General features: G+C 69.5%; 18 protein-coding genes. 11 read left to right on the top strand and 7 right to left on the bottom strand.

All coding sequences use genetic code 11. From position 1 onward, the window contains the following. Positions 1 to 17: 17 nt before the first annotated feature. Entirely contained in the window at positions 18 to 650 is a 633-nt protein-coding gene (locus tag AUC47_RS01395) for a DUF1684 domain-containing protein (RefSeq protein WP_096713464.1), read from the top strand. 29 nt (positions 651 to 679) lie between these two features. On the opposite strand, the gene AUC47_RS01390 is transcribed toward AUC47_RS01395, so the two are convergent. Genes AUC47_RS01390 through AUC47_RS01380 form a run of 3 tightly spaced genes read right to left on the bottom strand, consistent with a single transcriptional unit; the run spans position 680 to position 4,811 of the window. After that, positions 680 to 2,095 (bottom strand): FGGY family carbohydrate kinase, encoded by a 1,416-nt coding sequence (locus tag AUC47_RS01390; RefSeq protein ID WP_096713463.1) that lies wholly within the window; start codon positions 2,093 to 2,095, stop codon positions 680 to 682. Beyond that, complete coding sequence (locus AUC47_RS01385; RefSeq protein ID WP_096713462.1) at positions 2,092 to 3,276, bottom strand: NAD(P)/FAD-dependent oxidoreductase; 1,185 nt, start codon at positions 3,274 to 3,276, stop codon at positions 2,092 to 2,094. Before AUC47_RS01385 ends, AUC47_RS01390 begins: the two co-directional genes overlap by 4 nt. Positions 3,277 to 3,317: 41 nt before the next feature. After that, positions 3,318 to 4,811 carry an APC family permease gene (locus AUC47_RS01380; protein WP_096713461.1) on the bottom strand — a complete coding sequence of 498 codons (1,494 nt, stop codon included), beginning with the start codon at positions 4,809 to 4,811 and terminating at the stop codon, positions 3,318 to 3,320. 88 nt (positions 4,812 to 4,899) lie between these two features. On the opposite strand from AUC47_RS01380, the gene AUC47_RS01375 reads away from it, so the two are divergent. From AUC47_RS01375 to AUC47_RS01350, 6 genes are all read left to right on the top strand, one after another. Continuing rightward, a complete protein-coding gene (locus AUC47_RS01375; protein WP_218838190.1) occupies positions 4,900 to 5,640 on the top strand; it encodes a GntR family transcriptional regulator in 741 nt (246 codons plus the stop codon). Then, positions 5,637 to 6,293, top strand: coding sequence for an HAD family hydrolase (locus AUC47_RS01370; RefSeq protein ID WP_096713459.1), 657 nt, complete (start codon positions 5,637 to 5,639; stop codon positions 6,291 to 6,293). Before AUC47_RS01375 ends, AUC47_RS01370 begins: the two co-directional genes overlap by 4 nt. Before the next feature lie 104 nt (positions 6,294 to 6,397). After that, positions 6,398 to 7,705, top strand: a complete 1,308-nt coding sequence (locus tag AUC47_RS01365) for an ABC transporter substrate-binding protein (protein WP_096713458.1) — start codon at positions 6,398 to 6,400, stop codon at positions 7,703 to 7,705. Between the two features lie 71 nt (positions 7,706 to 7,776). Then, positions 7,777 to 8,649, top strand: a complete 873-nt coding sequence (locus AUC47_RS01360; protein ID WP_096713457.1) for a carbohydrate ABC transporter permease — start codon at positions 7,777 to 7,779, stop codon at positions 8,647 to 8,649. Then, positions 8,646 to 9,542 (top strand): carbohydrate ABC transporter permease, encoded by an 897-nt coding sequence (locus AUC47_RS01355; RefSeq protein WP_096713456.1) that lies wholly within the window; start codon positions 8,646 to 8,648, stop codon positions 9,540 to 9,542. The genes AUC47_RS01360 and AUC47_RS01355 overlap by 4 nt, the downstream gene beginning before the upstream one ends. A 1-nt stretch (position 9,543) precedes the next feature. Continuing rightward, complete coding sequence (locus AUC47_RS01350; protein WP_096713455.1) at positions 9,544 to 10,269, top strand: alpha/beta fold hydrolase; 726 nt, start codon at positions 9,544 to 9,546, stop codon at positions 10,267 to 10,269. Between the two features lie 90 nt (positions 10,270 to 10,359). Here AUC47_RS01350 and AUC47_RS01345 read toward each other — a convergent pair whose 3' ends face one another. From AUC47_RS01345 to hisD (AUC47_RS01335), 3 genes are read right to left on the bottom strand one after another with little or no spacing between them, the layout of a single operon-like run. Further along, entirely contained in the window at positions 10,360 to 11,103 is a 744-nt protein-coding gene (locus AUC47_RS01345) for an HpcH/HpaI aldolase family protein (protein ID WP_096713454.1), read from the bottom strand. Further along, complete coding sequence (locus AUC47_RS01340) at positions 11,100 to 11,858, bottom strand: SDR family NAD(P)-dependent oxidoreductase (protein ID WP_096713453.1); 759 nt, start codon at positions 11,856 to 11,858, stop codon at positions 11,100 to 11,102. Before AUC47_RS01340 ends, AUC47_RS01345 begins: the two co-directional genes overlap by 4 nt. Next, positions 11,855 to 13,186, bottom strand: coding sequence for a histidinol dehydrogenase (gene hisD / locus AUC47_RS01335; protein ID WP_096713452.1), 1,332 nt, complete (start codon positions 13,184 to 13,186; stop codon positions 11,855 to 11,857). The genes AUC47_RS01340 and hisD (AUC47_RS01335) overlap by 4 nt, the downstream gene beginning before the upstream one ends. Before the next feature lie 100 nt (positions 13,187 to 13,286). On the opposite strand from hisD (AUC47_RS01335), the gene AUC47_RS01330 reads away from it, so the two are divergent. The 3 genes from AUC47_RS01330 to AUC47_RS01320 all read left to right on the top strand — a co-directional run bounded on the left by AUC47_RS01330 (position 13,287) and on the right by AUC47_RS01320 (position 16,693). Then, positions 13,287 to 14,288, top strand: coding sequence for a LacI family DNA-binding transcriptional regulator (locus tag AUC47_RS01330; protein WP_096713451.1), 1,002 nt, complete (start codon positions 13,287 to 13,289; stop codon positions 14,286 to 14,288). Positions 14,289 to 14,511: 223 nt separating this feature from the next. Continuing rightward, entirely contained in the window at positions 14,512 to 15,492 is a 981-nt protein-coding gene (locus AUC47_RS01325; RefSeq protein ID WP_096713450.1) for a nuclear transport factor 2 family protein, read from the top strand. Positions 15,493 to 15,523: 31 nt separating this feature from the next. Next, positions 15,524 to 16,693, top strand: coding sequence for a cupin domain-containing protein (locus AUC47_RS01320; protein ID WP_096713449.1), 1,170 nt, complete (start codon positions 15,524 to 15,526; stop codon positions 16,691 to 16,693). A 64-nt stretch (positions 16,694 to 16,757) separates the two neighbouring features. On the opposite strand, the gene AUC47_RS01315 is transcribed toward AUC47_RS01320, so the two are convergent. Next, positions 16,758 to 17,684, bottom strand: coding sequence for a LysR family transcriptional regulator (locus tag AUC47_RS01315; protein ID WP_096713448.1), 927 nt, complete (start codon positions 17,682 to 17,684; stop codon positions 16,758 to 16,760). 77 nt (positions 17,685 to 17,761) lie between these two features. Here AUC47_RS01315 and hisD (AUC47_RS01310) point away from each other — a divergent pair, with 77 nt between their 5' ends. Further along, on the top strand, positions 17,762 to 19,078 hold the full coding sequence (gene hisD, locus AUC47_RS01310; protein WP_096713447.1) for a histidinol dehydrogenase: 1,317 nt from the start codon (positions 17,762 to 17,764) through the stop codon (positions 19,076 to 19,078). Positions 19,079 to 19,106 lie beyond the last annotated feature (28 nt).

The following is a 19,106-nucleotide window of genomic DNA, read 5'->3' as shown; positions in this document are numbered from 1 at the left end:
TCCCGTAGCCTGGGCCCATGACCACGCAGAATGCACGAACGGCCCTCGAGGTCGCCGACTGGCGGCGCCGCGTCTTCTCGCTGTACGCCGCGATCCGTGAGGCGGACTCGCCCGAGGAGGCCCATGAGCTGTGGCGCATCGAGCGGGACGAGCTGCTGCTGCGGCATCCGGCGACTCCGCTCCTGCCCGATGACCGGGTGCTCTTCGAGGGTGCGCCGATCCCGTCGTACGACCCGGAGTGGCGCTTCGAGCTGCCGATCCTCGACGCAGAGCCCGGGGGCTTCGAGTTCGCGACGGGCACCGACGGGGTGGTGCCTTTCGAGCGGATCGGACTCGTCGAGATCCCCGGCGTGGGAAGTCTCGACGTCTGGCGCCTGACGACCTATGGCGGCGGCCTGTTCGTGCCGGTTCGCGACGCACTCGCGGGCACGCCCGGCGGCACGTACGGCGGCGGACGCTACCTGCTCGACACGATCAAGGGCGCCGACCTCGGATCGGATGCCGAGCGCGGCACCGTCGTGCTCGACTTCAACTTCGCCTACAACCCGTCGTGCGCCTACGACCCGGCATGGGCGTGCCCGCTCGCTCAGCCGGGCAATGTGCTGCCGGTCGCAGTGCCGGTCGGCGAGCTGTACGCAGGCGGCGTCTGAAAGCGCCTCTCCGACCGGCGGCCGGTGGGTCAGGACAGCGATTCCGCCACGGCGCGCCAGCGCGCCGAGAACTCCTCGGCACGGTCGGCCGACCACTGCGGCTCGTACGTCTGCGACGGCGACCACGGCACGATGGCCTCGTCGAGCGTGAGCGCGGGGTCCGCCGCGCACCGGGCGAGTGCGGCGGCGCCGAGCGGTGTCGCGTGCTGCGACGGATACACGTCGACGGGCACCCGCATGAGATCGGCGACCGCCTGCATGAGCACCCGGCTGCGCGTCAGTCCGCCGTCGACCCGCAGTCGCTGCAGGGGTGCGCCCAGGTCGGCCGACATCGCGCGAGCCAGTTCGGCCACCTGCGCGGCGATTCCCTCCAGCACGGCGCGCACCAGGTGTTCACTGCCGGTGGAGAGGGTCATGCCGGTCAGGGTGGCCGTCGCATCGGGTCTCCACCAGGGAGCGGCGAGTCCTGCGAGGGCCGGCACGCACAGCACGCCGTCGGAGTCGTCGGCGGCGACCCGGTCGAGGTCGGCCGCCGTGTCGATGAAGGTGAGCTTCTCGAGCCAGCGCACCGCTGACGCCGCGGTGTACACCTGGCCGTCGAGGCAATAGCTCGTCTGTCCGCCCTGCTGCCAGGCGACGGACGACGACAGACCGGCGGTCGAGCGCACGGGGTCCGCACCGGTGTTCGCGAGCAGGAACGCCCCGGTGCCGAACGTGCACTTGGCCTCGCCGGGCCGCAGGCAGTGCTGTGCGACGAGCGCTGCCTGCTGGTCGACGATGAGCCCGCCGACCGCAGCGCTGCCGCCGAACGCGGTCGTCGTGCCCGCGATCTCGTCGGACGCGAGGATGCGGGGGAGTCGCTCGTCGGCGAGTCCGAACAGGTCGAGCAGCCGGGGATCCCAGGCGGCGCTGTCGAGATCGACCGCGAGTGAGCGGCTGGCCGTCGAAGCATCGGTGACGAACTCGCCGGTGAGGCGGTGCAGCAGCCAGCTGTCGGAGGTCGTCACGACGCCCTCGCGCGTGATGTTCCTGCGGATCCACGCCTGCTTCGGCGCGGAGAAGTACGGGTCGAGCACGAGTCCGGTGCGGCGGGCGACGTCATCCGCGTGGTCGCGCAGCTCGGCGCAGACCGATTCGGCGCGGCGGTCCTGCCACACGATCATCGGCGACAGCGCGGTGCCCGTGTCGGGGTCCCACGCGAGCACGGTCTCGCCCTGGTTCGCGAGGGTGACGATGTCGACCTCGGCCTTCGCCTCGCCGACCGCGGTGCGCCCGGCGCGGAGCACCGACTCGAGCAGCGCCTCGGGGTCCTGCTCGACCCCGCCGCCCGAGAGGTACGTCGGCCGGACGGCGACCTCGCTGAGCGCGAGGATCTCGCCGGAGTCGTCGACGACGACGGCCTTGGTGCCCGACGTGCCCTGGTCGATCGCGAGCACGGTGGTCATGACGGCTGATCCTCGCCCGCGACGGCACCCGGCAGCACGCCGCGGTGCTCGGCCGTGCGACGCCACCACGGCGTGCTCGCGACCGGAACCGGCGCCGTGGGTGTGGGCGGCTGCAGCGGACCGACCTCGATGCCGATCGCGGGCAGCAGTTCGGCCACGTGGTCGGCGATGCCGAGCGAGGCGGTGAGGCCCGTCGAGCGAATGGCCGCGACGTTGATCAGGCGGGCGTCCTTCTCCGACGACCCGATCACGTAGTTGCTGCCGCGACCGGCAGGGCGGAGCCCGGCGTAGCTCGCGATCGGCTCGAGCCCGTCCAGCGCGGGGAACTGCGCGACGGCCTTGGCGAGGATCTCGTCCCGCGCCTCGGCGCGCACCGTCCAGTCGTCCTTGTCGTCGAGGTCGACCGCGGTGGGACCCGCGATCACCCTGCCGTCGAGCGTCGGGAAGACGAGCACGCCCTTCGTGCGCTTCGTCGGCACCGGCAGGATGATGCGATCGAGCGTCGCGCCGTCCGGGAGCTCGAACACGAAGAACTCGCCCTTGCGCGGGTAGATCTCGAAAGAGTCGTCGCCGATGAGCCGGGCCACGTCGTCGGCGTGCAGGCCGGCGGCGTTGACGACCGCGGCGGCTCGGATGCTCGGGCCGTCGGTCGTCTCGACCACGATCGCGTCCTCGCCCGGCGTGAGGGCGGCGACGCGTGCGTCCAGCTCGACCCGCGCTCCGGCGGCGACGGCCGACGCCGCGAGCGCCGCCGTGAACGCGACGGGGTCGCTGACGGACTCGCCCGGCACGAGCAGAGCCCCGTCGGACTCGCGGATCTCGACCTGCACGCCGTTCGCGGTAGCGCCTGCTGTGAGCGCGGCGACCGTCTCGGCATCCTCGTCCGTGTGCGGCACGAGTTCGGCGCCGCAGTGGATGACGGGCACCCCGAGCGCGTCGAGGATGGCCGGACGGATGCGGGCGGCGCGCAGGATCAGCTCGGTCTCGAGCTCGCCCGGCGTCGAGTCGAATCCGGTGTGCAGCACTCCGGAGTTCGTGCCGCTCGCCGCGAGACCGAGCGCGCTCTCGGCCTCGAGGAGCACGGCATCCACTCCGCGGTGCGCGAGCGTGTAGAGCAGGGCCGACCCCACGACGCCTCCGCCGATCACGACGACGGGGAGGGTGGGAGAGGGGGAGTTCATGATGGTTCCACTTTCGCTGATTTCTCTGGAGGAGGGGCGTCTCACCGGGAGGCGGACGCGGTGTCGTCGTCGAACGTGCGGTCGACGTCGGCCATGTCGGGCATGGTGAGACCACGGCGTCCGCGTGTCGCGAGCAGGTAGACGAGGTACGCGATGCCGATCACGAGCATGATGCCGACGTACAGTCGCGGCTGCTCGAACGAGACGTCGCGGAAGATGAGCAGCTCATACACGAGCCAGACGCTCGCGAGGATCAGCACCGGCACCTCCCACCGGCCGAGCGTGAACCCGGCGCTCGCGGGGAGCGAGCGGCGTTTCACGATGTACAGCAGAACCGTGCCCGCGTAGATGATCGCCGGCAGCAGGGTCGCCGCCGAGAACAGGACGAAGAGCGCGTCGCTCGTGCCGCTGAAGATCGCGAGGATCGCCTGCGTGATGACGAGGTAGCCGAGCGTCGCCGCCACCGGGGTGTGCCTCGTGCGACTGACGCGGCGGAGCAGCTGCCACGCGGGGAAGCGCTCATCGCGCGACATCGCCCAGATCAGGCGGGTGCCGCTGAGCGTGATGACCAGGCCGCACGAGAAGATCGAGATGACGACGAGCACGAGCAGGATCTTGCCGACGACCGGACCCAGCACCGAGGTGATGACGGTCGCCACGGGGGTCGCCGACTCGGCGAGCTCCGCGGTGTCGCCCGCGAGCGCGGTCACGGCGATGAGGAACAGCATCCCCAGCACGCCGAGGGCGACCACGGCCTGCACCATGGCGCGGGGGATGACGCGCTCGGGGTTCTTCGTCTCCTCGGCGAGGTTCGCGGCCGACTCGAAGCCGACGATCGTGAAGGCACCGAGCAGGAACGCGAGCGGGAACGGGCCGGCTTCGGTGAGGCCGCCGAAGTCCCAGTACCCCGCCTCGGCGACGGGTGCCGTGGCGAACAGCTGGGTGAAGTCGAGGCGGCCGAGCGCCGCGCCGACGGCGAACAGCAGCACGGTGATGCCGATCATGCCGATGATCTGCACGGTCACCGCGACCTCGTTGACGCGGTTGGTGGCCTTGGTGCTCAGGGCCACGAGGATCGCCTGCAGCAGCATGACCAGCGCCGTGATGACCCAGCAGTTGGCGGGGCTCGGGGCGTAGCCGAACAGCTCGGGCAGGATCGTCGCGGCGATCGTGTAGTCGACCGCGACCACCACGACGACGAGGAACGCGAACGATATCCATCCGGTGAGCCAGCCGAGGATCGGATTCGCCAGGCGAGAGACCCACTGGTACGCGTAGCCGCTGATCGGGATGCGCGCCGCGAGCGCGCCGAAGATCAGCGCGACCATCGTCTGCCCCACGACGGCGACGGGCCAGGCCCAGATGCCGCGGGGGCCGCTGCTGTTCAGCACCGCTCCGTAGGTCGTGAAGATGCCGGTCGCGATCGAGACGAACCCGAAGGCGACGGCGAAGGATGCGTAGAGCCCGAGCTCCCGCTTCATGCGGGTGCCGGCCGGGGCGGCGGACGGGGCGAGGGGAGATTCGGGTGCTTCCATGACTCGACCTTCATTGGACGACAGTTGGTATAGACCAACATGGTCTATACCAAGGTACGGTAGGGGCGTGACCGGTAGCGTGTCAAGAGTGACCAGCGCATCCTCTGAGGAATCGGCGGCCGCGAGCGCCCCCGCCTACGTCCGCATCGCGGCCGAGGTGCGTGCCCGCATCGACGCCGGGGAGCTCACGCCTGGAACGCCCCTACCGGCGGAACGCGACCTGAGCGTGGAGCTCGGAGTGAGCCGCATGACCCTCCGCCGTGCGCTGGGCGTGCTCGAGAACGAGGGACGCGTGCATCGCGACGCGACCCGCGGCACCTTCATCTCGGAACCCCGAGTGCGCCTGCGGCTCGGATCGTTCTCGCAGGAGATCGCCCGCGCGGGCGGGAACCCCGGCGCCGAACTGCTCTGGGCCGAGGAGCGACCTGCCGACGACACCGTCGCGGCGGGGCTCGGCATCCTCGCAGGCTCGCCCGTCTACGCCCTCCGACGCCTGCGGCGCGCGAACGGCGAGCCCCTCGCCGTCGAGACGACCTACTACCGCGCCGATCTCGTGCCGGGGCTGCTCGACGGCGACCTCGCCGGGTCGCTGTGGGATGAGGTGCGCTCGCGGTTCGGCCTCGCGCTCGCCCGCACCTCCGCCGAGCTGGAGGTGGTGGTGCTGGATGCCGATGACGCGCGCCGTCTCGGCACGCGCGGTGCCGCGGGCGGGCTGCAGCTGACGCGACGCACGTTCCTCGCGGGCGGCGACTGCCTCGAGTTCGCCGTCGACGTGTACCGGGCGGATCGCGTATCGCTCATCATCGATCGGGCGGTCGACGCGGAGTGATCACGGTCTTCGACCTCGACGGCGTGCTCAGCCGCGCCGACACCATGGCCGCCCTCGTTCTCGCGCGGCTCCGCACGCGGCCGTGGCTCGTCCTGCCCGTCGCGGTGCTCGCGCTCGCCGCCGCGCTCGTGCCGGCGGCCGGAGCGCTGCGCCCGCGATGCAACCGCGCCGTCGTGCACATCGTCCTCTCCGGGGTGTCGGAGCCGGAGTACGCGCGGCTCGCCGTCCGTACCGCGCGACGGCTCGCCGCGAGACCCGACAACGTGCGGCCTGACGTGCTGGCGGCGCTGCGGCGAGCGTTCGACGACGGGGCGGGCATCGTCATCACCGCGACCGAGCGCGAGCTCGCCGCGGCATACCTGGAGGCTCTCGGCGTCGGAGGGATGCCGCTGCTCGCATCCCGGTTCCGCTTCTCCGCACGAGGTCCGCGCTTCGCCGATCACAACGTGGGCGAACGCAAGGTCGAGACCCTCGAGGTGATCCATCCGGGAGCGATCGTGGATACTCTCTACACGGATTCGTCGAGCGACCTGCCGCTCGCTCGGCGGAGCGCAAGAACCGTGCTGGTCGACGCCCGACCGCGCTCGGTCCGCGAGTTCTCACACCACGGTGTTCCGTTCCAGCCGCTCGGCGAGGGACGGCGCGGGGACTGAGCGGGTCGACCCGCGAGCGTTGGCGCAGTATACGTATTCAATTTATGCATTTCGCTCAAATATAGGCTTCCCTAAGTTGACTGCATACGTATACCATCGGCGACATGGCACACACACAGCACCGAGCACTGCCGGTCCTCGCACTCGCAGCCGTGGGCATCGTCGCCCTCACCAGCTGCGGCGCGGGCACCCGTACCGACAATGAGAATTCCACGACGGTGTCCTGCGACTACACGGCACCCGAAGGCAAGACGACGGTCAACGTCCTCGCCTACAACTCCTCCGCGATCGACCCGTTCACCGACACCATGGTGTCGAGCTGCTCGACCGACGATGTCACGCTGAAGCACGACCCGATCGACTTCGGCGGCCAGGTCACCAAGACGACGGCGACGCTCGCCGGCGACACCGGCACCTACGACATCATCGAGACGTACGGCTTCGTCATCCCCGGCTTCGGCGAGGAGGAGAAGCTCGTTCCCCTGAACGACCTGTGGGACAAGTACGCCGACGACTACGGCCTCGACGACATCAGCCCCTCGATGGTCGAGGGCATGTCGTACGACGGCGACATCTACGCGATTCCGATGCAGGCGCAGATGTTCGTCATGGCGTACCGCACCGACATCTTCGAGGACCTGGGCCTCGAGGTCCCGACCACGTTCGACGAGATGATCGACGCCGCCGAGCAGATCAAGGGCGCGGGACTCATGGACTACCCGATCGCGCTGCCCTGGCTCGCGACGGCCGATGTCACCACGGGTTTCCAGGGTGCGATGAACTCGCTCGGGGCGGACTTCGTCACCGCCGACGGCGAGGTCACGCTCGACACCCCCGAGGCCAAGCAGGCCGTCGAGGCGATGCTCGCGCTCAAGCCGTACATGGACCCGCAGGTCACGACGTTCGACCAGCCCAAGGTCCAGCAGCAGATGTTCAACGGCACCGCGGCCATGTCGATCATGTTCTCCGGTCGCATGTTCGACCTGACTCTCGACTCCAACTCGAAGTTCGCTGATTCGTTCGGGTTCGCCGGCGCGCCGAAGGTCACCTCCGACGCGGAGTACTCGTACAACCGCCTCTCGATCGACGGCTGGTCCATCCCGTTCAACACGAAGCTCGACCACGACATGCTCTTCCAGATGATGGCCTCCGCCGTCAGCGAGGACGCGTCGAAGGCATCCGTCCCCGCGGCCTACCCGGCGCGCGAGGGCATGGTGACGGAGAAGAACTCGCCGTACGGCGCGGCGGCGAACGACTCGATCGCCAGCGCCATGCCGCCCATCGTGTCGCCGATCGCGGCCGACATCACCAACGAGATTCGGCCGATCCTGGTCTCGATCCTCAACGGCCAGATCGCGGTCGACGAAGGACTCGCCCAGATGCAGGCCGCCGGCGAGAAGATCGCCGGCTGACCGACGCACCGACGTCATGACTGTGGCCTGAGCGTGAGTTCAGGCCACAGTCCGTCCGAGGGAGGACGCATATGAAGGCACGCGAGTTCTGGCTGCTCTTCTTCCCGAGCCTGCTGGTGATGGGGGCGCTTCTCGTGCTCCCCCTGGTGCGCACGGTGCAGTGGAGCTTCGAACAGGTCCGCTACGGCACACCGGGCACGTTCATCGGTCTGGAGAACTTCACCGACGCCCTGACCGATCCGCGCTTCCACAAGGCGGTCGTGTTCACGGTGGTGGTCACGGTGATCACCACCGCCATCCTGCTGGTGTTCGGCTACATCATCGCCACCGGCATCAACCGCATCACCGCGTCGCGCCCCCTGGTGCTCGGCATCATGCTCGTCTCGTACGTGCTGCCGAACCTCGTGGGCGCTGTCGCGTTCTCGTGGCTCTTCGACGACAACTTCGGCGGGGTCGTGAACCGCCTCATCGGATTCTTCGGAGGCACCCAGGTGCTGTGGTTCACGGACCAGGTGCCGAACGCCATCCTCGTCATCGCGAACACCGTCTGGCACATGCTGCCCTTCGCGATGCTCATCATCCTCGCGGGTCTGCAGGGTGTGCCGAACGAGCTGAAGGAAGCGGCCAAGATCGACGGAGCCAACGCGTTCCAGACGCACATCAGCGTGATCATCCCGACGATCCGCGGCGTCCTCGGGTTCGTGACCCTGATCACGATCATGGACGTCCTGCGCATGTTCGACAACCTGATCCCGCTGTCGCCACAGGCGCAGAACATCGGCAACGAGTCGATCATGCTCTACGTCTACTCCGTGGCGTTCGCCGACGGCGCCGAGAACCTCGGTCTCGGCAGCGCGATCAACGTGCTCACCATCCTCCTGATCCTCATCATGCTGATCCCGTTCATCCGGGGCATCTTCAAGGAAGCGAAGGCCGAACGATGAGTCTCACCACCAACGAGCTCTCGACGAGGGCCATCGTCACGGGCGGCGCACCGAAGCGTCGCCGCCGCGGCGGACCGAACCGCCCGCCCGTCATCACGGGGCTGCTGCTCGGCATCCTCTGCGTGGTGGTGCTGAGCCCGTTCATCTGGATGACGCTGTCGGTGACCAAGCCCACCGACGTCGCGTTCTCGAACCCGCCTGTGCTCTGGGACTACCAGCCCACGCTGCAGGCCTTCGTGGATCTCTGGGAGACGACGTACTTCGCCGACTACCTCGTGAACACGCTCGTCGTCGCGGTGGTCTCGACGGTGATCGCCCTCGTGATCGGCATCCCGGCGGCGTACGCGCTGTCGCGGTTCCCCAGCTACGTCTCGGCGATCCTGCTCGTGCTGGCCCTGATCTTCCGGGCGCTGCCGCGGTTCTCCGTCGTGCTGCCGATGTACGACATCAGCCGTGCGCTCGGGATCTACGACACGACCTTCGCGCTCGCGATCGCCCTGGTCGCCATCAACCAGCCGTTCACGATCTGGTTGCTGCGCAACTTCTTCGCCGAGATCCCGCGGGAGCTCGACGAGGCGGCGATGATCGACGGCTGCACGCGGATCGGGATGCTGCGACGCGTCATGATCCCGCTGATGGGACCCGGCATCCTGACCGCCGGCATCTTCGTCTTCCTGTTCGCGTTCCAGGAGTACCTCACGGCACTCGTGCTCACCGACACGTCGTCGAAGACGGTGCCGGTGTTCATCGCGACGCAGCTCGGACAGACCCTGCCCATGCTGCAACAGGCGGGCGCCGCGTCGATGCTGTTGACGATCCCCGTGTTCGTGATCGCGTTCATCGCTCAGAAGTACCTCGTCGCCGGCCTCAGCGACGGCGCCGTCAAGGGCTGACGTGTCGGCGTCCGCCCCGAAGCTGGTCCTGCTCGCCGGCATGAACTGCACGGCAGACCTGTGGGCGGAGGTCGGCTTCGACAGGGAGGACGGAGGGGCGATCCGGCCGCTGCTGGATCGCCCCTCGCTCCGTGCGCAGATCGACGCGCTGCTCGCGGAGATACCGGCGCAGTCGGTGATCGTCGGGCACTCGCTCGGCGGCATCGTCGCCATGGCGCTCGCCCTCGCCGCCCCGCACCGCGTCGCCGGGCTGTGCCTGGTGTCGACCAACGCGAAGGCGCCGACAGACGCCCAGCGCGCGGGGTGGAACGAGTGGATACGCCGTCTCGACGACGGGGCGAGCGCCCGAGCGCTGCAGCAGAGCATCCTCGAACCGCTGCTCGGTGAACGCCTCGCCGCCGAGCGCCCCGATCTCGTCGAGCGAGCCCTGCGGATGGGTGACGAGACGGGCGACGACCTGCTGCGCACACAGCTGCAGTTGCAGCTCACCCGCGTGGATCTGCTGTCGCGGTTGTCGTCGCTGCGGATGCCGACGCTGGTCGTCTCCGGACTGGACGACGTCATCTGCCCGCCGCACTTCCACACCGAGATCGTCGCCGCTCTGCCCGATGCGCGACTGGTCTCATTGGATGCCGGTCACCTGCTGCCGCTCGAGCGCCCGCGCGAGTTCGGCGACCTCGTGCGCTCGTGGTGCGCGCAACAGGTCAGGGCGTCGGCGGTCGCGTGAGCGGCGTCGCGCATATCGCAGGAGATCTCACGCAGCGAAGGACGGATGCCGTGCTCGCGTCCTTCGTCACGCGAGATCTCCTGCCGAAGGTCAGCGGGCCGGCGCGGTCAGATCGCGGAAGTGCGCCATGAGCGACGACGCGAGGTTGTAGACCACGAGGTCGGCACCGGCCGCGAAGGCTGCTGCTGCGGCATCCTTCGTGCCGACGATGTCCATGCGCAGGGCACCGGTGCGCGAGAGCGCCTCGTTCACGACCGCGACGGCTTCCGCCACCGGGAGGTCGTCGGGACCGGATGCCGCGGCGAGGTCGGCCGGGCCGATCATGATGCCGTCGAGGCGCGCTGTCGCGACGATCTCGTCGATGTTCGCGACCCCGCGGGGCGATTCGATCATGCCGAGCACGAGGGTGTTCTCGAGCCACCGGTCGCGGTGATCGGCCGCCGCGACCTCGCCGAAGCGGCCGGCGCGGCTGTACGTGGCGAAGCCGCGCGATCCGACGGGCGGGTAGAGCGCGGAGTCGACGAGGTCGGCGGCATCCTCGGCCGTGTCGAGGTGAGGGGCGAGGATGCCCTGCGCGCCCTGGTCGAGTACCCGCAGCACGAGGCCGCGGTCCTTCTCGCCGACCCGCACGATGACGGGTACGCCGTGCACCGCCGCCAGGGCGATGTGACTGCGCAGCGCGACGATGTCGGCCGGTCCGTGCTCGCAGTCGATCAGCACGAAGTCGAAGCCGGCGACGGCCAGCATCTCGACGGTCTCCTCGGCCGGCATGCGCAGGAGAGCGCCGATGAGCTTCTCACCGGCGCTCGCGCGCTGCCGCAGCGAAGGGCTCATGCGACCATTCCCGCCGAGAGGTCGACGTCGGCGCCGCACATGCCCGGCATCGCGAGCATGGCGACGACGGCCGCGCCGACCTCATCCTCTGTGACCATGCGGCCCAGCGCCGCCCGCGAGACGAAAGCCTGCTCGGCGTCGTCGACCGAGGTGCCGGACCGCTCCGCCTCGAGGCGGAAGTTGCGGGCCATGCGCGGGCCCTGCACCGGCCCAGGCGAGAGCGAGTTCACGCGCACGCCGGCCGGTCCGACCTCGAAGGCGAGCGTCGAGGTGAGCCCGATGACCGCCATCTTCGAGGCGCAGTACGGCGTGCGGTGCGCGAGCGGGCGCTTGCCCGAGACGGATGCCACGTTGATGACGTCGCCGTCGCCCCGTTCGATCATGCCCGGCAGCAGCGCCCTGCACAGCAGGAAGGTGCCGCGCACGTTGACGTCGAAGACCTCGTCCCAGTCGTCGACGTCGATGTCGGTGAGCGCCGCCACCGGACCCGGGATGCCCGCGTTGTTGACGAGGATCGACACCTGGGTGCCGACGAGCGCGTCACGCAGGGCGTCGACGGATGCCGGGTCGGCCACGTCGCACGAGAGCGCGCGGACGCGGTCGCCGAGCTCGCGGGCCACCGCATCGAGCTTCGCCGTGTCGCGACCCACCACGACCACCGCGGCGCCGGCGGCGTGCAGGGCTCGGGCGATCGCCGCTCCGAGTCCGCTGCCGCCGCCGGTGACCACGGCCGTGCGACCGGTGAGGTCGGTCATCGTGCGGCCGCGTCGACCGCGGCGTGGCTCTCGTCGATCCAGTCGAACCGCGTGCCGGCGTGACGCCACGCGCGCGCGTCTCCCGAGCGCGCGTGGCCCTCGAACAGCTCGACGCGGGCGGCGCGGCCGCAGACGGCACCCAGCTCGGCGGAGGACTCGGTGTTCTGAACCTCCTGGTACGTCACCGTGCGGAGGTACTTGCCCACCCAGAGACCGCCGGTGTAGCGGGCGGCGCCGAGCGTGGGGAGCACGTGGTTCGTGCCGATGACCTTGTCGCCGTAGGAGACGCAGGTGTTCTCGCCGAGGAACAGCGCGCCGTAGTCGTGCATCTTCGTCAGCGCCTCGCGCGGGTTCTCGGTGAAGATCTGCACGTGCTCGAACGCGAAGTCGTCGGCGATGCGGTACGCCTCATCGAGATCGTCGGCGACGATCACCTGACCCCAGTCGCGCCAGGCGGGACCGGCGTAGTCGCGCGTCGACATGCCGGGGAGGATCTTCTCGATCCAGTCGATGACCTCCTCGCCGAGCTTCTGCGAGGTCGTCACCAGCACAGCGGGGGAGTCGGGGCCGTGCTCGGCCTGGGACAGGAGATCCACCGCGGTGAAGAACGGGTCGGCGTGCTCGTCGGCGACGATGAGGATCTCGGTGGGCCCCGCGAAGAGGTCGATGCCGACCTCGCCGAACAACTGGCGCTTGGCCTCGGCGACGTAGGCATTGCCGGGCCCGGCGATCATGTTGACCGGCGCGATGGTGTCGGTGCCGACCGCCATCGCCGCGACCGCCTGCACGCCGCCGAGGATGTAGATCTCGTCGGCGCCGGCCATCTTCATCGCCGCGACCGTCGCGGCGGGGATCTCGCCGCGGATCGGCGGGGTGCAGGCGACCACGCGGGGCACGCCGGCCACCTTGGCGGTGATGATCGTCATGTGAGCCGAGGCGGTGAGGGGATACTTGCCGCCGGGGATGTAGGCGCCGGCGGCCTGCACCGGCACGTGCTTCTGACCGAGGAAGACACCGGGAAGCGTCTCGACCTCGATGTCGACGAGCGAGTCGCGCTGCGCCTGGGCGAACCGGCGCACCTGACTCTGCACGAACTCGATGTCCTGAATGACCTGATCGGGCAGGGTGGCGATGATCTCGTCGATCTGGGCGTCGGAGAGTCGGTACGACTCGGGGCTCCACTTGTCGAACTGCTCGGCGTAGCGGCGGACGGCGTCGTCGCCGTTCTCGCGGATGTCCCCGATGATCCCCCGGACCCGTTCGGCGACGTCCTGCTGAGCGGTGTCCGCGAACGTCTTCGTCGGCGCGGACTTCAGATACAGGGGCATGGCCCATCCTTTCGTTGCATACGTATGCTCCGATTATGACCGCGTATGCATTCCAGCGTCAAGGGCAGTAGAATTCGACAGATCGAGGGGGAGGCCTGACATGGTCGTCACGAGCCGGGACGTTGCCCGCTTGGCCGGGGTGTCGCAGCCCACGGTGTCGCGGGCCCTGCGCGACGACGCGCGGGTGTCGGAGGCCACCAAGCTCCGCGTGCGGGAGGCGGCGCAGCTGCTCGGGTACGTGCCCAGCGAGGCCGGTCGCGCGCTCTCCTCCGGGCGCACCCGCCGCATCGGGCTGTTGCTCACCGATCTGGACAACCAGTTCTACTCGCACATCATCGCCCCGGTGCACCGCGAGCTCGAAGCCCTCGGTTATCAGTTGATGCTGCACACCGAGAGCGCCGACAACGACACGATCGTCGAGAGGCTCCTCGCCAACGGCCTCGACGGAGTCATCCTGGCGACCACGACCGTCGACTCCGTCGCCCCCGTGCGGTTGCGCGATCGCGGGCTGCCCTTCGTGTACTTCAATCGCATCGGATCCCTCGTCGATGCGGACTCCGCGGTCGTGAACTCCGTGCCGGGCTATCGGGAGGCCGTTCGAGCGGCCGTCGCTCTCGGTCATCGGCGCATGGGCGCGGTGCTGGGGCCGAGCAACACCAGCACGGCGCAGGGGAGAGAGGCGTCACTGCGCGACGCTCTGAGCGCCGAAGGGCTGCAGCTCGACGAGCGCGACGTCCGCCGCACCCCCTACGGCGCGGCGGAGGGGGAGGCCGCCGCGGCGGAGCTGCTCGCCGGCCCCGACCGCCCCACCGTGCTCTTCTGCGGCAACGACGTCGTCGCGTACGGCGCGCTCAACGCCGCTCATCGTGCCGGCCTGCGGGTGCCCGACGACCTCTCGGTGATCGGCTTCGACGACCTTCCCGAGGCGGCCTGGCCCATCATCGACCTCGCCACGGTCGGCTATGACATCGTCGGCATGGCGCGCGCTGCGGCCGACCTCATCGTCCGGCGCATCGAGGATCCGGATGCGGAGATCCGGATGTCCGGGTTCGCGTCGACCTTCATCGCGCGCCGCACTCTGGCACCCGCGCCGACGCGCTGACTCCGCAGGCATCTCCACTCCGGCGCCGACGGCTGCTCCTGCGTCCGCCCGGGGCGTCGACGCCCGCATCCGTCCAGGCGTTCGATTCGCCGCCAGCCCGGAATGTCCACCGTGTGCGCTGAGGGATCGCTTGCGCCCCGTTGTGCATACGCATACACTGACGACAACGCGACGTGCGATCACCGATGAACCGCAGTCGCGCATCTCGAAGGAGTGGAAAAGCGTGTCTCTCGACCCGGTCGCCTACCTGCCGTACAAAGACCCCGACGACTTCATCCGCGAGGTCACCGACCTCATCTGGGTCGATCGGTCGATCAGTTTCATCCGCGACAACTACGAGCCCGACTCGATCGTGCACGGCGCGCTCGGCACCTCCACGACGCGACAGGAGGTCATCGAGGGGTCGCTCATGCGGATTTCGGCGACGCCGGACCGCGTCGGACAGGCGGAGGACGTCATCTGGGAGGCCCGCGGCGACGACGCCTTCCTCAGCTCGCACCTGGTGCTCTCGGGAGACCTGCACTCGCCGTACGTGAGCCGCACGATCGCGAACTGCCTCTACCGCCGCGGCCGCATGGTCGAGGAGTGGGTCGTGCGCGACACGCTCGCCGGCGCGCTGCGTCGCGGCGACGACCTCGACGAGCTGGCCCGGGCGCAGGCGTTCCGTGGCTTCTCCGGCTCGTGGACCGAGCCCGCCCCGGCCGACCCGATCGCCAAGGGTGACTCGGGTGTCCGCCCCGACGAGTACCGCGTCGAGGTCGAGACCGTCCTCGACATGATCCAGACCGTCTGGAACGACCGCGATCTGCAGAAGGTCGAGAAGTACTTCGACCGCGACCTCACGCTGCACACGGTCGGCGACCGCACCATCATCCGCCCCGAGGGGTATCGCCGTGCGCTGCTTCGCCTGCTCGAGTCGTTTCCGGGCGGGCAGTTCGAGATCCGCGACATCCAGACCAACTACGACGTGCGCTACGCGGGCCTGCGCGTCGCGGTGGTGTGGAAGTTCGTCGGCGACTACAACGGCGTGCCGAACTACGGCCCGCTCACCGGCAAGCCGGTCGACCTGATCGGCATCTCGCAGTTCACCTTCCACAACGGCGCCATCGTCAAGGAGGTGCGCCTGTGGGACGACATCGCGCTCCGCGCGCAGATCGCAGGATCACGGGGCGACGAGCCCGTGGCCTTCGCCAACATCTACTGATCATTCACTGATCGACAAGGGAGAAGAAGAAATGAGTACCGTCATCGAGGGCACGAAGGACGTCGTCGTCGACACCGAGGAGATCCAGCGCCGGACCATCCGTCGTTCGGACTGGGTGCCGTGCAACTCGGCGTTCATCGACTGCCGCACCCCGGGGTCCGATCGCAAGGAGAATTACTCCTTCATCGGCGCCGGCGTCTCGCAGAACGCGAGCCAGTACGTGAACCTCGAGGTCAACCACGGGTTCAACACGGGCGCCGCAGGGATGCCGAACGGCATCTCGAACAACCTGCACCTGCACTTCACCGCCGAAGTCTTCATCAACCTCGGCGGCGAGTTCCGGCTGCGCTGGGGCGTCGACGGCAAGCAGGGCGAGTACATCAGCCACGACGGCGACATCGTCACGATCCCGACGTGGATCTTCCGTGGCTTCACGAACGAGGGGCCGGACGACGGCATCCTCTACACGGTGCTCGGTCGCGACGACAACGGCGGCATCATCTGGGGTCCGTCGGTGCTGCGTGAGGCGGAGTCCTACGGTCTGCACCTCACCGCCGACAACAAGCTGATCGACACGGTCGCGGGCGACGTGCTGCCCGACGACGTGGCGCTCATCAAGCCGATGAAGCAGCACTACATCGACGAGCTCACCGAGTACTCGGTCGAGGACATGCGCTCGCGGGTCATCCAGCCCGGCGATCGCAAGTACTCCGCCGCGGCGCTGCTGTGCGCGGCGGTCGAGGGCGGCCGGGTCGAGCTCGCCACCGCGATCGGCTACGGCATGAGCGAGAACCGCCGTCAGGTGCCGAACGTGCACGAGCCCCACTCGTTCAACCTCGCGTGGGTCAAGGCCGAGCCCGGTCAGGGTGTGCTGCGCCACCGTCACGACAAGACGCAGGCACTGCTGTTCAAGACCGGCCGCTGGGAGGTCACCCTCAACGGCGACCCGTCGACGACCGTGAACCTCGGAGCCGGCGACACCTTCTCGGTCCCCGAGGGTGCGTGGCGGGAGTACCGCTGCGTCGAGGGCGACGAGACCGGCTCCGGCACGGTGCTCGTCATCAACGGCGGCGACGACCGCGTGTACCTCGAGTGGGCCCCCGAGGTCGTCGAGGCCGCAGCGGCCGCCGACTGGACGATCGACCCCAACGGCTACCTCGCGCCGCTCGGCGTGATGGTCACGGCCACGGAAGACGACTGAGCCGCAACGTCCGAAGACGGGGCGCGGGGAGCTGTGGCTCCTCGCGCCCCGTCTCGTCTGCGGGTCACCGCAGCGGCGTGCGCCCCGCGTGCTCGGGAAGGGCCTCGCTCAGCATCCGCTCGGCGAGCTCCGCGAGCTTGCGCGTCGCCGGCGACAGCAGGACCCCCTCGCGCTGCACGAGCGCGATCGTGTCGTGCATGGGCTCCGCGAACGGGAAGGTGCGGATGCCAGGGGGGAAGCCTTCGGACTCGGCGATGGACCGCGACACGATGGTGTCTGCCGTGCCCGCGGCGACGAGACTCAGTGCAGTCTCGACGTGCTCGACCTCGACCGACGGCTCGATCGTGAGGCCGTGCAGGCGGGCGCGCTCCAGCAGCTGTCTGCGCGTCGGGTCGTCCCATCCGGCGAAGGCGTCGTAGAGCACGAGCTTCGACTCGGCGACCTCGGAGATCGTCACCGGGCCCCCCTCGGCCGCGCGGGTGGAAGAGGCGTAGAGCACCTCGTCGCGGAACAGCGGCTTGACCTCGAGGCCGTCCTCGTCGATCGGCAGCACGAGCAGACCCGCCTCGAGCTCGCCCCGCGCGATGGACCGCGCGACGTGCGCCGAGTTGATGCCGACCAGCCGCAGCCGGACGTTCGGATGCCGGTGGTGGAACGTCTCCGCCAGGTCGGCCAGTGCGTAGTACGCCGCGTTGCGGAGCACCCCGAAGGTGCAGATGCCGCGGTCGAGCGAGGCGAGCGAGTGGATCGTGTCGATGCCGTTCTGCACGGCGCTCACGGCCTGTGCGGCGTGCGGGCGCAGCTCCTGCGCGGCGGCCGTCGGCACGAGACGGCGACTGCCGCGGACGAAGAGGGTGGCGTCCAGCTCGCGCTCGAGGCGGGCCACGAGCTCCGACACGGAGGCCTGCGTCATGCCCAGGCTCGCCGCCGCCGCGGTGAACGAGCCGTGTTCGAGAGCGGCGAGGAACGCGGTGAGCTGGGTGATGGTCACAGCCCAATGGTAAACCCGATGCGTGCGTACGGATCATCAGGCTTGTCGAATGGGTGCCGTCGATCTAGCCTTCCTGCATGCGTTACTCTCCTGCAGTCCTCGCGCGCCACGAGGGCGCCTTCCATCACCTCAAGACCCCGGGCGTCGACGCGCCGGCCGCGCAGCGCGACCCCGCCGTGATCGACACCGTCACGGCGATGCTCGCCGACATCCGCGAGCGCGGCATGGACGCCGTGCTCGACTATGCGAGGAAGCTCGACAACTACCAGGGCGCCGCCATCGAGCTCACCCCCGAGCAGATCGCGAGCAGCGGCGACCGTCTCGACCCCGCTCTGCGCGAGGCGATCGAGCTCGGTGCCGCTCGCACCCAGGCTTTCGCCCGCGAGCAGCGCTCGCACCTCTCCGACTTCGAGACCGAGCTGGTGCCCGGTCTCGTGACCGGAGCGAAGTACATCCCCGTCTCCCGTGTCGGCGCCTACCTGCCCGCCGGACGCTTCCCGCTCACCGCGAGCGCGTTCATGACCGTGGGCGTCGCGAAGGCCGCCGGCGTGCCGACCGTGATCGCCTGCACGCCGCCGCAGCCCGACGGCGGAGCCAACGACGCCGTCGTCTACGCCGCGCACCTCTCGGGCGTCGACCGCGTCTTCGTCATCGGCGGGGTGCAGGCCCTCGCGGCCATGGCCTACGGTCTGCTGGGCGAGCTGCCCGTCGACATGCTCGTCGGCGCGGGCAACGCCTTCGTCGCCGAAGCCAAGCGACAGCTCTTCGGCACGGTGGCGATCGACCTGCTCGCGGGTCCGAGCGAGGTCGCGGTCATCTCCGATGAGACGGCCGATCCGGAGCTCGTCGCCGCCGACCTGCTGGGCCAGGCAGAGCACGGGCCGAACTCACCCGCCGCGCTCATCACGACGTCGGAGGAGCACGGTCGTGCAGTGATCGCCGAGATCGACCGCCAGCTCGAGACGCTCGCGACGGCCGGAATCGCCGGACCCGCGTGGCGCGACTACGGTGTCGTGACGGTCGCGAAGGACCGCGAGACCGCCGTCGCCCTCATGGACGACCTGGCGCCGGAACATCTGGAGATCCTCACGGCCGACGACGACTGGTACCACGAGAACCTGCGCAACTACGGCTCGATCTTCCTCGGTCCGTGGAGCACGGTGGCCTACTCCGACAAGGGCATGGCCGGCACGAACCACGTGCTGCCCACCGCGGGCGGTGCCAAGCACAGCGCCGGTCTCTCGGTCTCGCGCTTCCTCAAGCCGCTCACCTACCAGCGCATCAGCCGTGAGGCGACCCCGGCGCTCGCGGATGCCGTGCAGGTGATCTCCGACTCCGAGGGCATGGCCGCGCACAGCGCGACCGCGACCCTGCGCACCGCCCGCCTCGGCTGACGAGCCGCGCACACAGATGAAGAGCCCG

It is taken from the genome of Microbacterium sp. SZ1 (assembly GCF_002362255.1).
GTDB lineage: Bacteria > Actinomycetota > Actinomycetes > Actinomycetales > Microbacteriaceae > Microbacterium.
This window is presented reverse-complemented; position numbering and strand designations above follow the sequence as displayed.

Coding starts and splice junctions, on each gene's coding strand:
- AUC47_RS01395 (WP_096713464.1), top strand. CDS start 18: ATGACCACGCAGAATGCACGAACGGCCCTCGAGGTCGCCGACTGGCGG.
- AUC47_RS01390 (WP_096713463.1), bottom strand. CDS start 2,095: ATGACCACCGTGCTCGCGATCGACCAGGGCACGTCGGGCACCAAGGCC.
- AUC47_RS01385 (WP_096713462.1), bottom strand. CDS start 3,276: ATGAACTCCCCCTCTCCCACCCTCCCCGTCGTCGTGATCGGCGGAGGC.
- AUC47_RS01380 (WP_096713461.1), bottom strand. CDS start 4,811: ATGGAAGCACCCGAATCTCCCCTCGCCCCGTCCGCCGCCCCGGCCGGC.
- AUC47_RS01365 (WP_096713458.1), top strand. CDS start 6,398: ATGGCACACACACAGCACCGAGCACTGCCGGTCCTCGCACTCGCAGCC.
- AUC47_RS01360 (WP_096713457.1), top strand. CDS start 7,777: ATGAAGGCACGCGAGTTCTGGCTGCTCTTCTTCCCGAGCCTGCTGGTG.
- AUC47_RS01355 (WP_096713456.1), top strand. CDS start 8,646: ATGAGTCTCACCACCAACGAGCTCTCGACGAGGGCCATCGTCACGGGC.
- AUC47_RS01345 (WP_096713454.1), bottom strand. CDS start 11,103: ATGAGCCCTTCGCTGCGGCAGCGCGCGAGCGCCGGTGAGAAGCTCATC.
- AUC47_RS01340 (WP_096713453.1), bottom strand. CDS start 11,858: ATGACCGACCTCACCGGTCGCACGGCCGTGGTCACCGGCGGCGGCAGC.
- hisD (WP_096713452.1), bottom strand. CDS start 13,186: ATGCCCCTGTATCTGAAGTCCGCGCCGACGAAGACGTTCGCGGACACC.
- AUC47_RS01330 (WP_096713451.1), top strand. CDS start 13,287: ATGGTCGTCACGAGCCGGGACGTTGCCCGCTTGGCCGGGGTGTCGCAG.
- AUC47_RS01320 (WP_096713449.1), top strand. CDS start 15,524: ATGAGTACCGTCATCGAGGGCACGAAGGACGTCGTCGTCGACACCGAG.
- hisD (WP_096713447.1), top strand. CDS start 17,762: ATGCGTTACTCTCCTGCAGTCCTCGCGCGCCACGAGGGCGCCTTCCAT.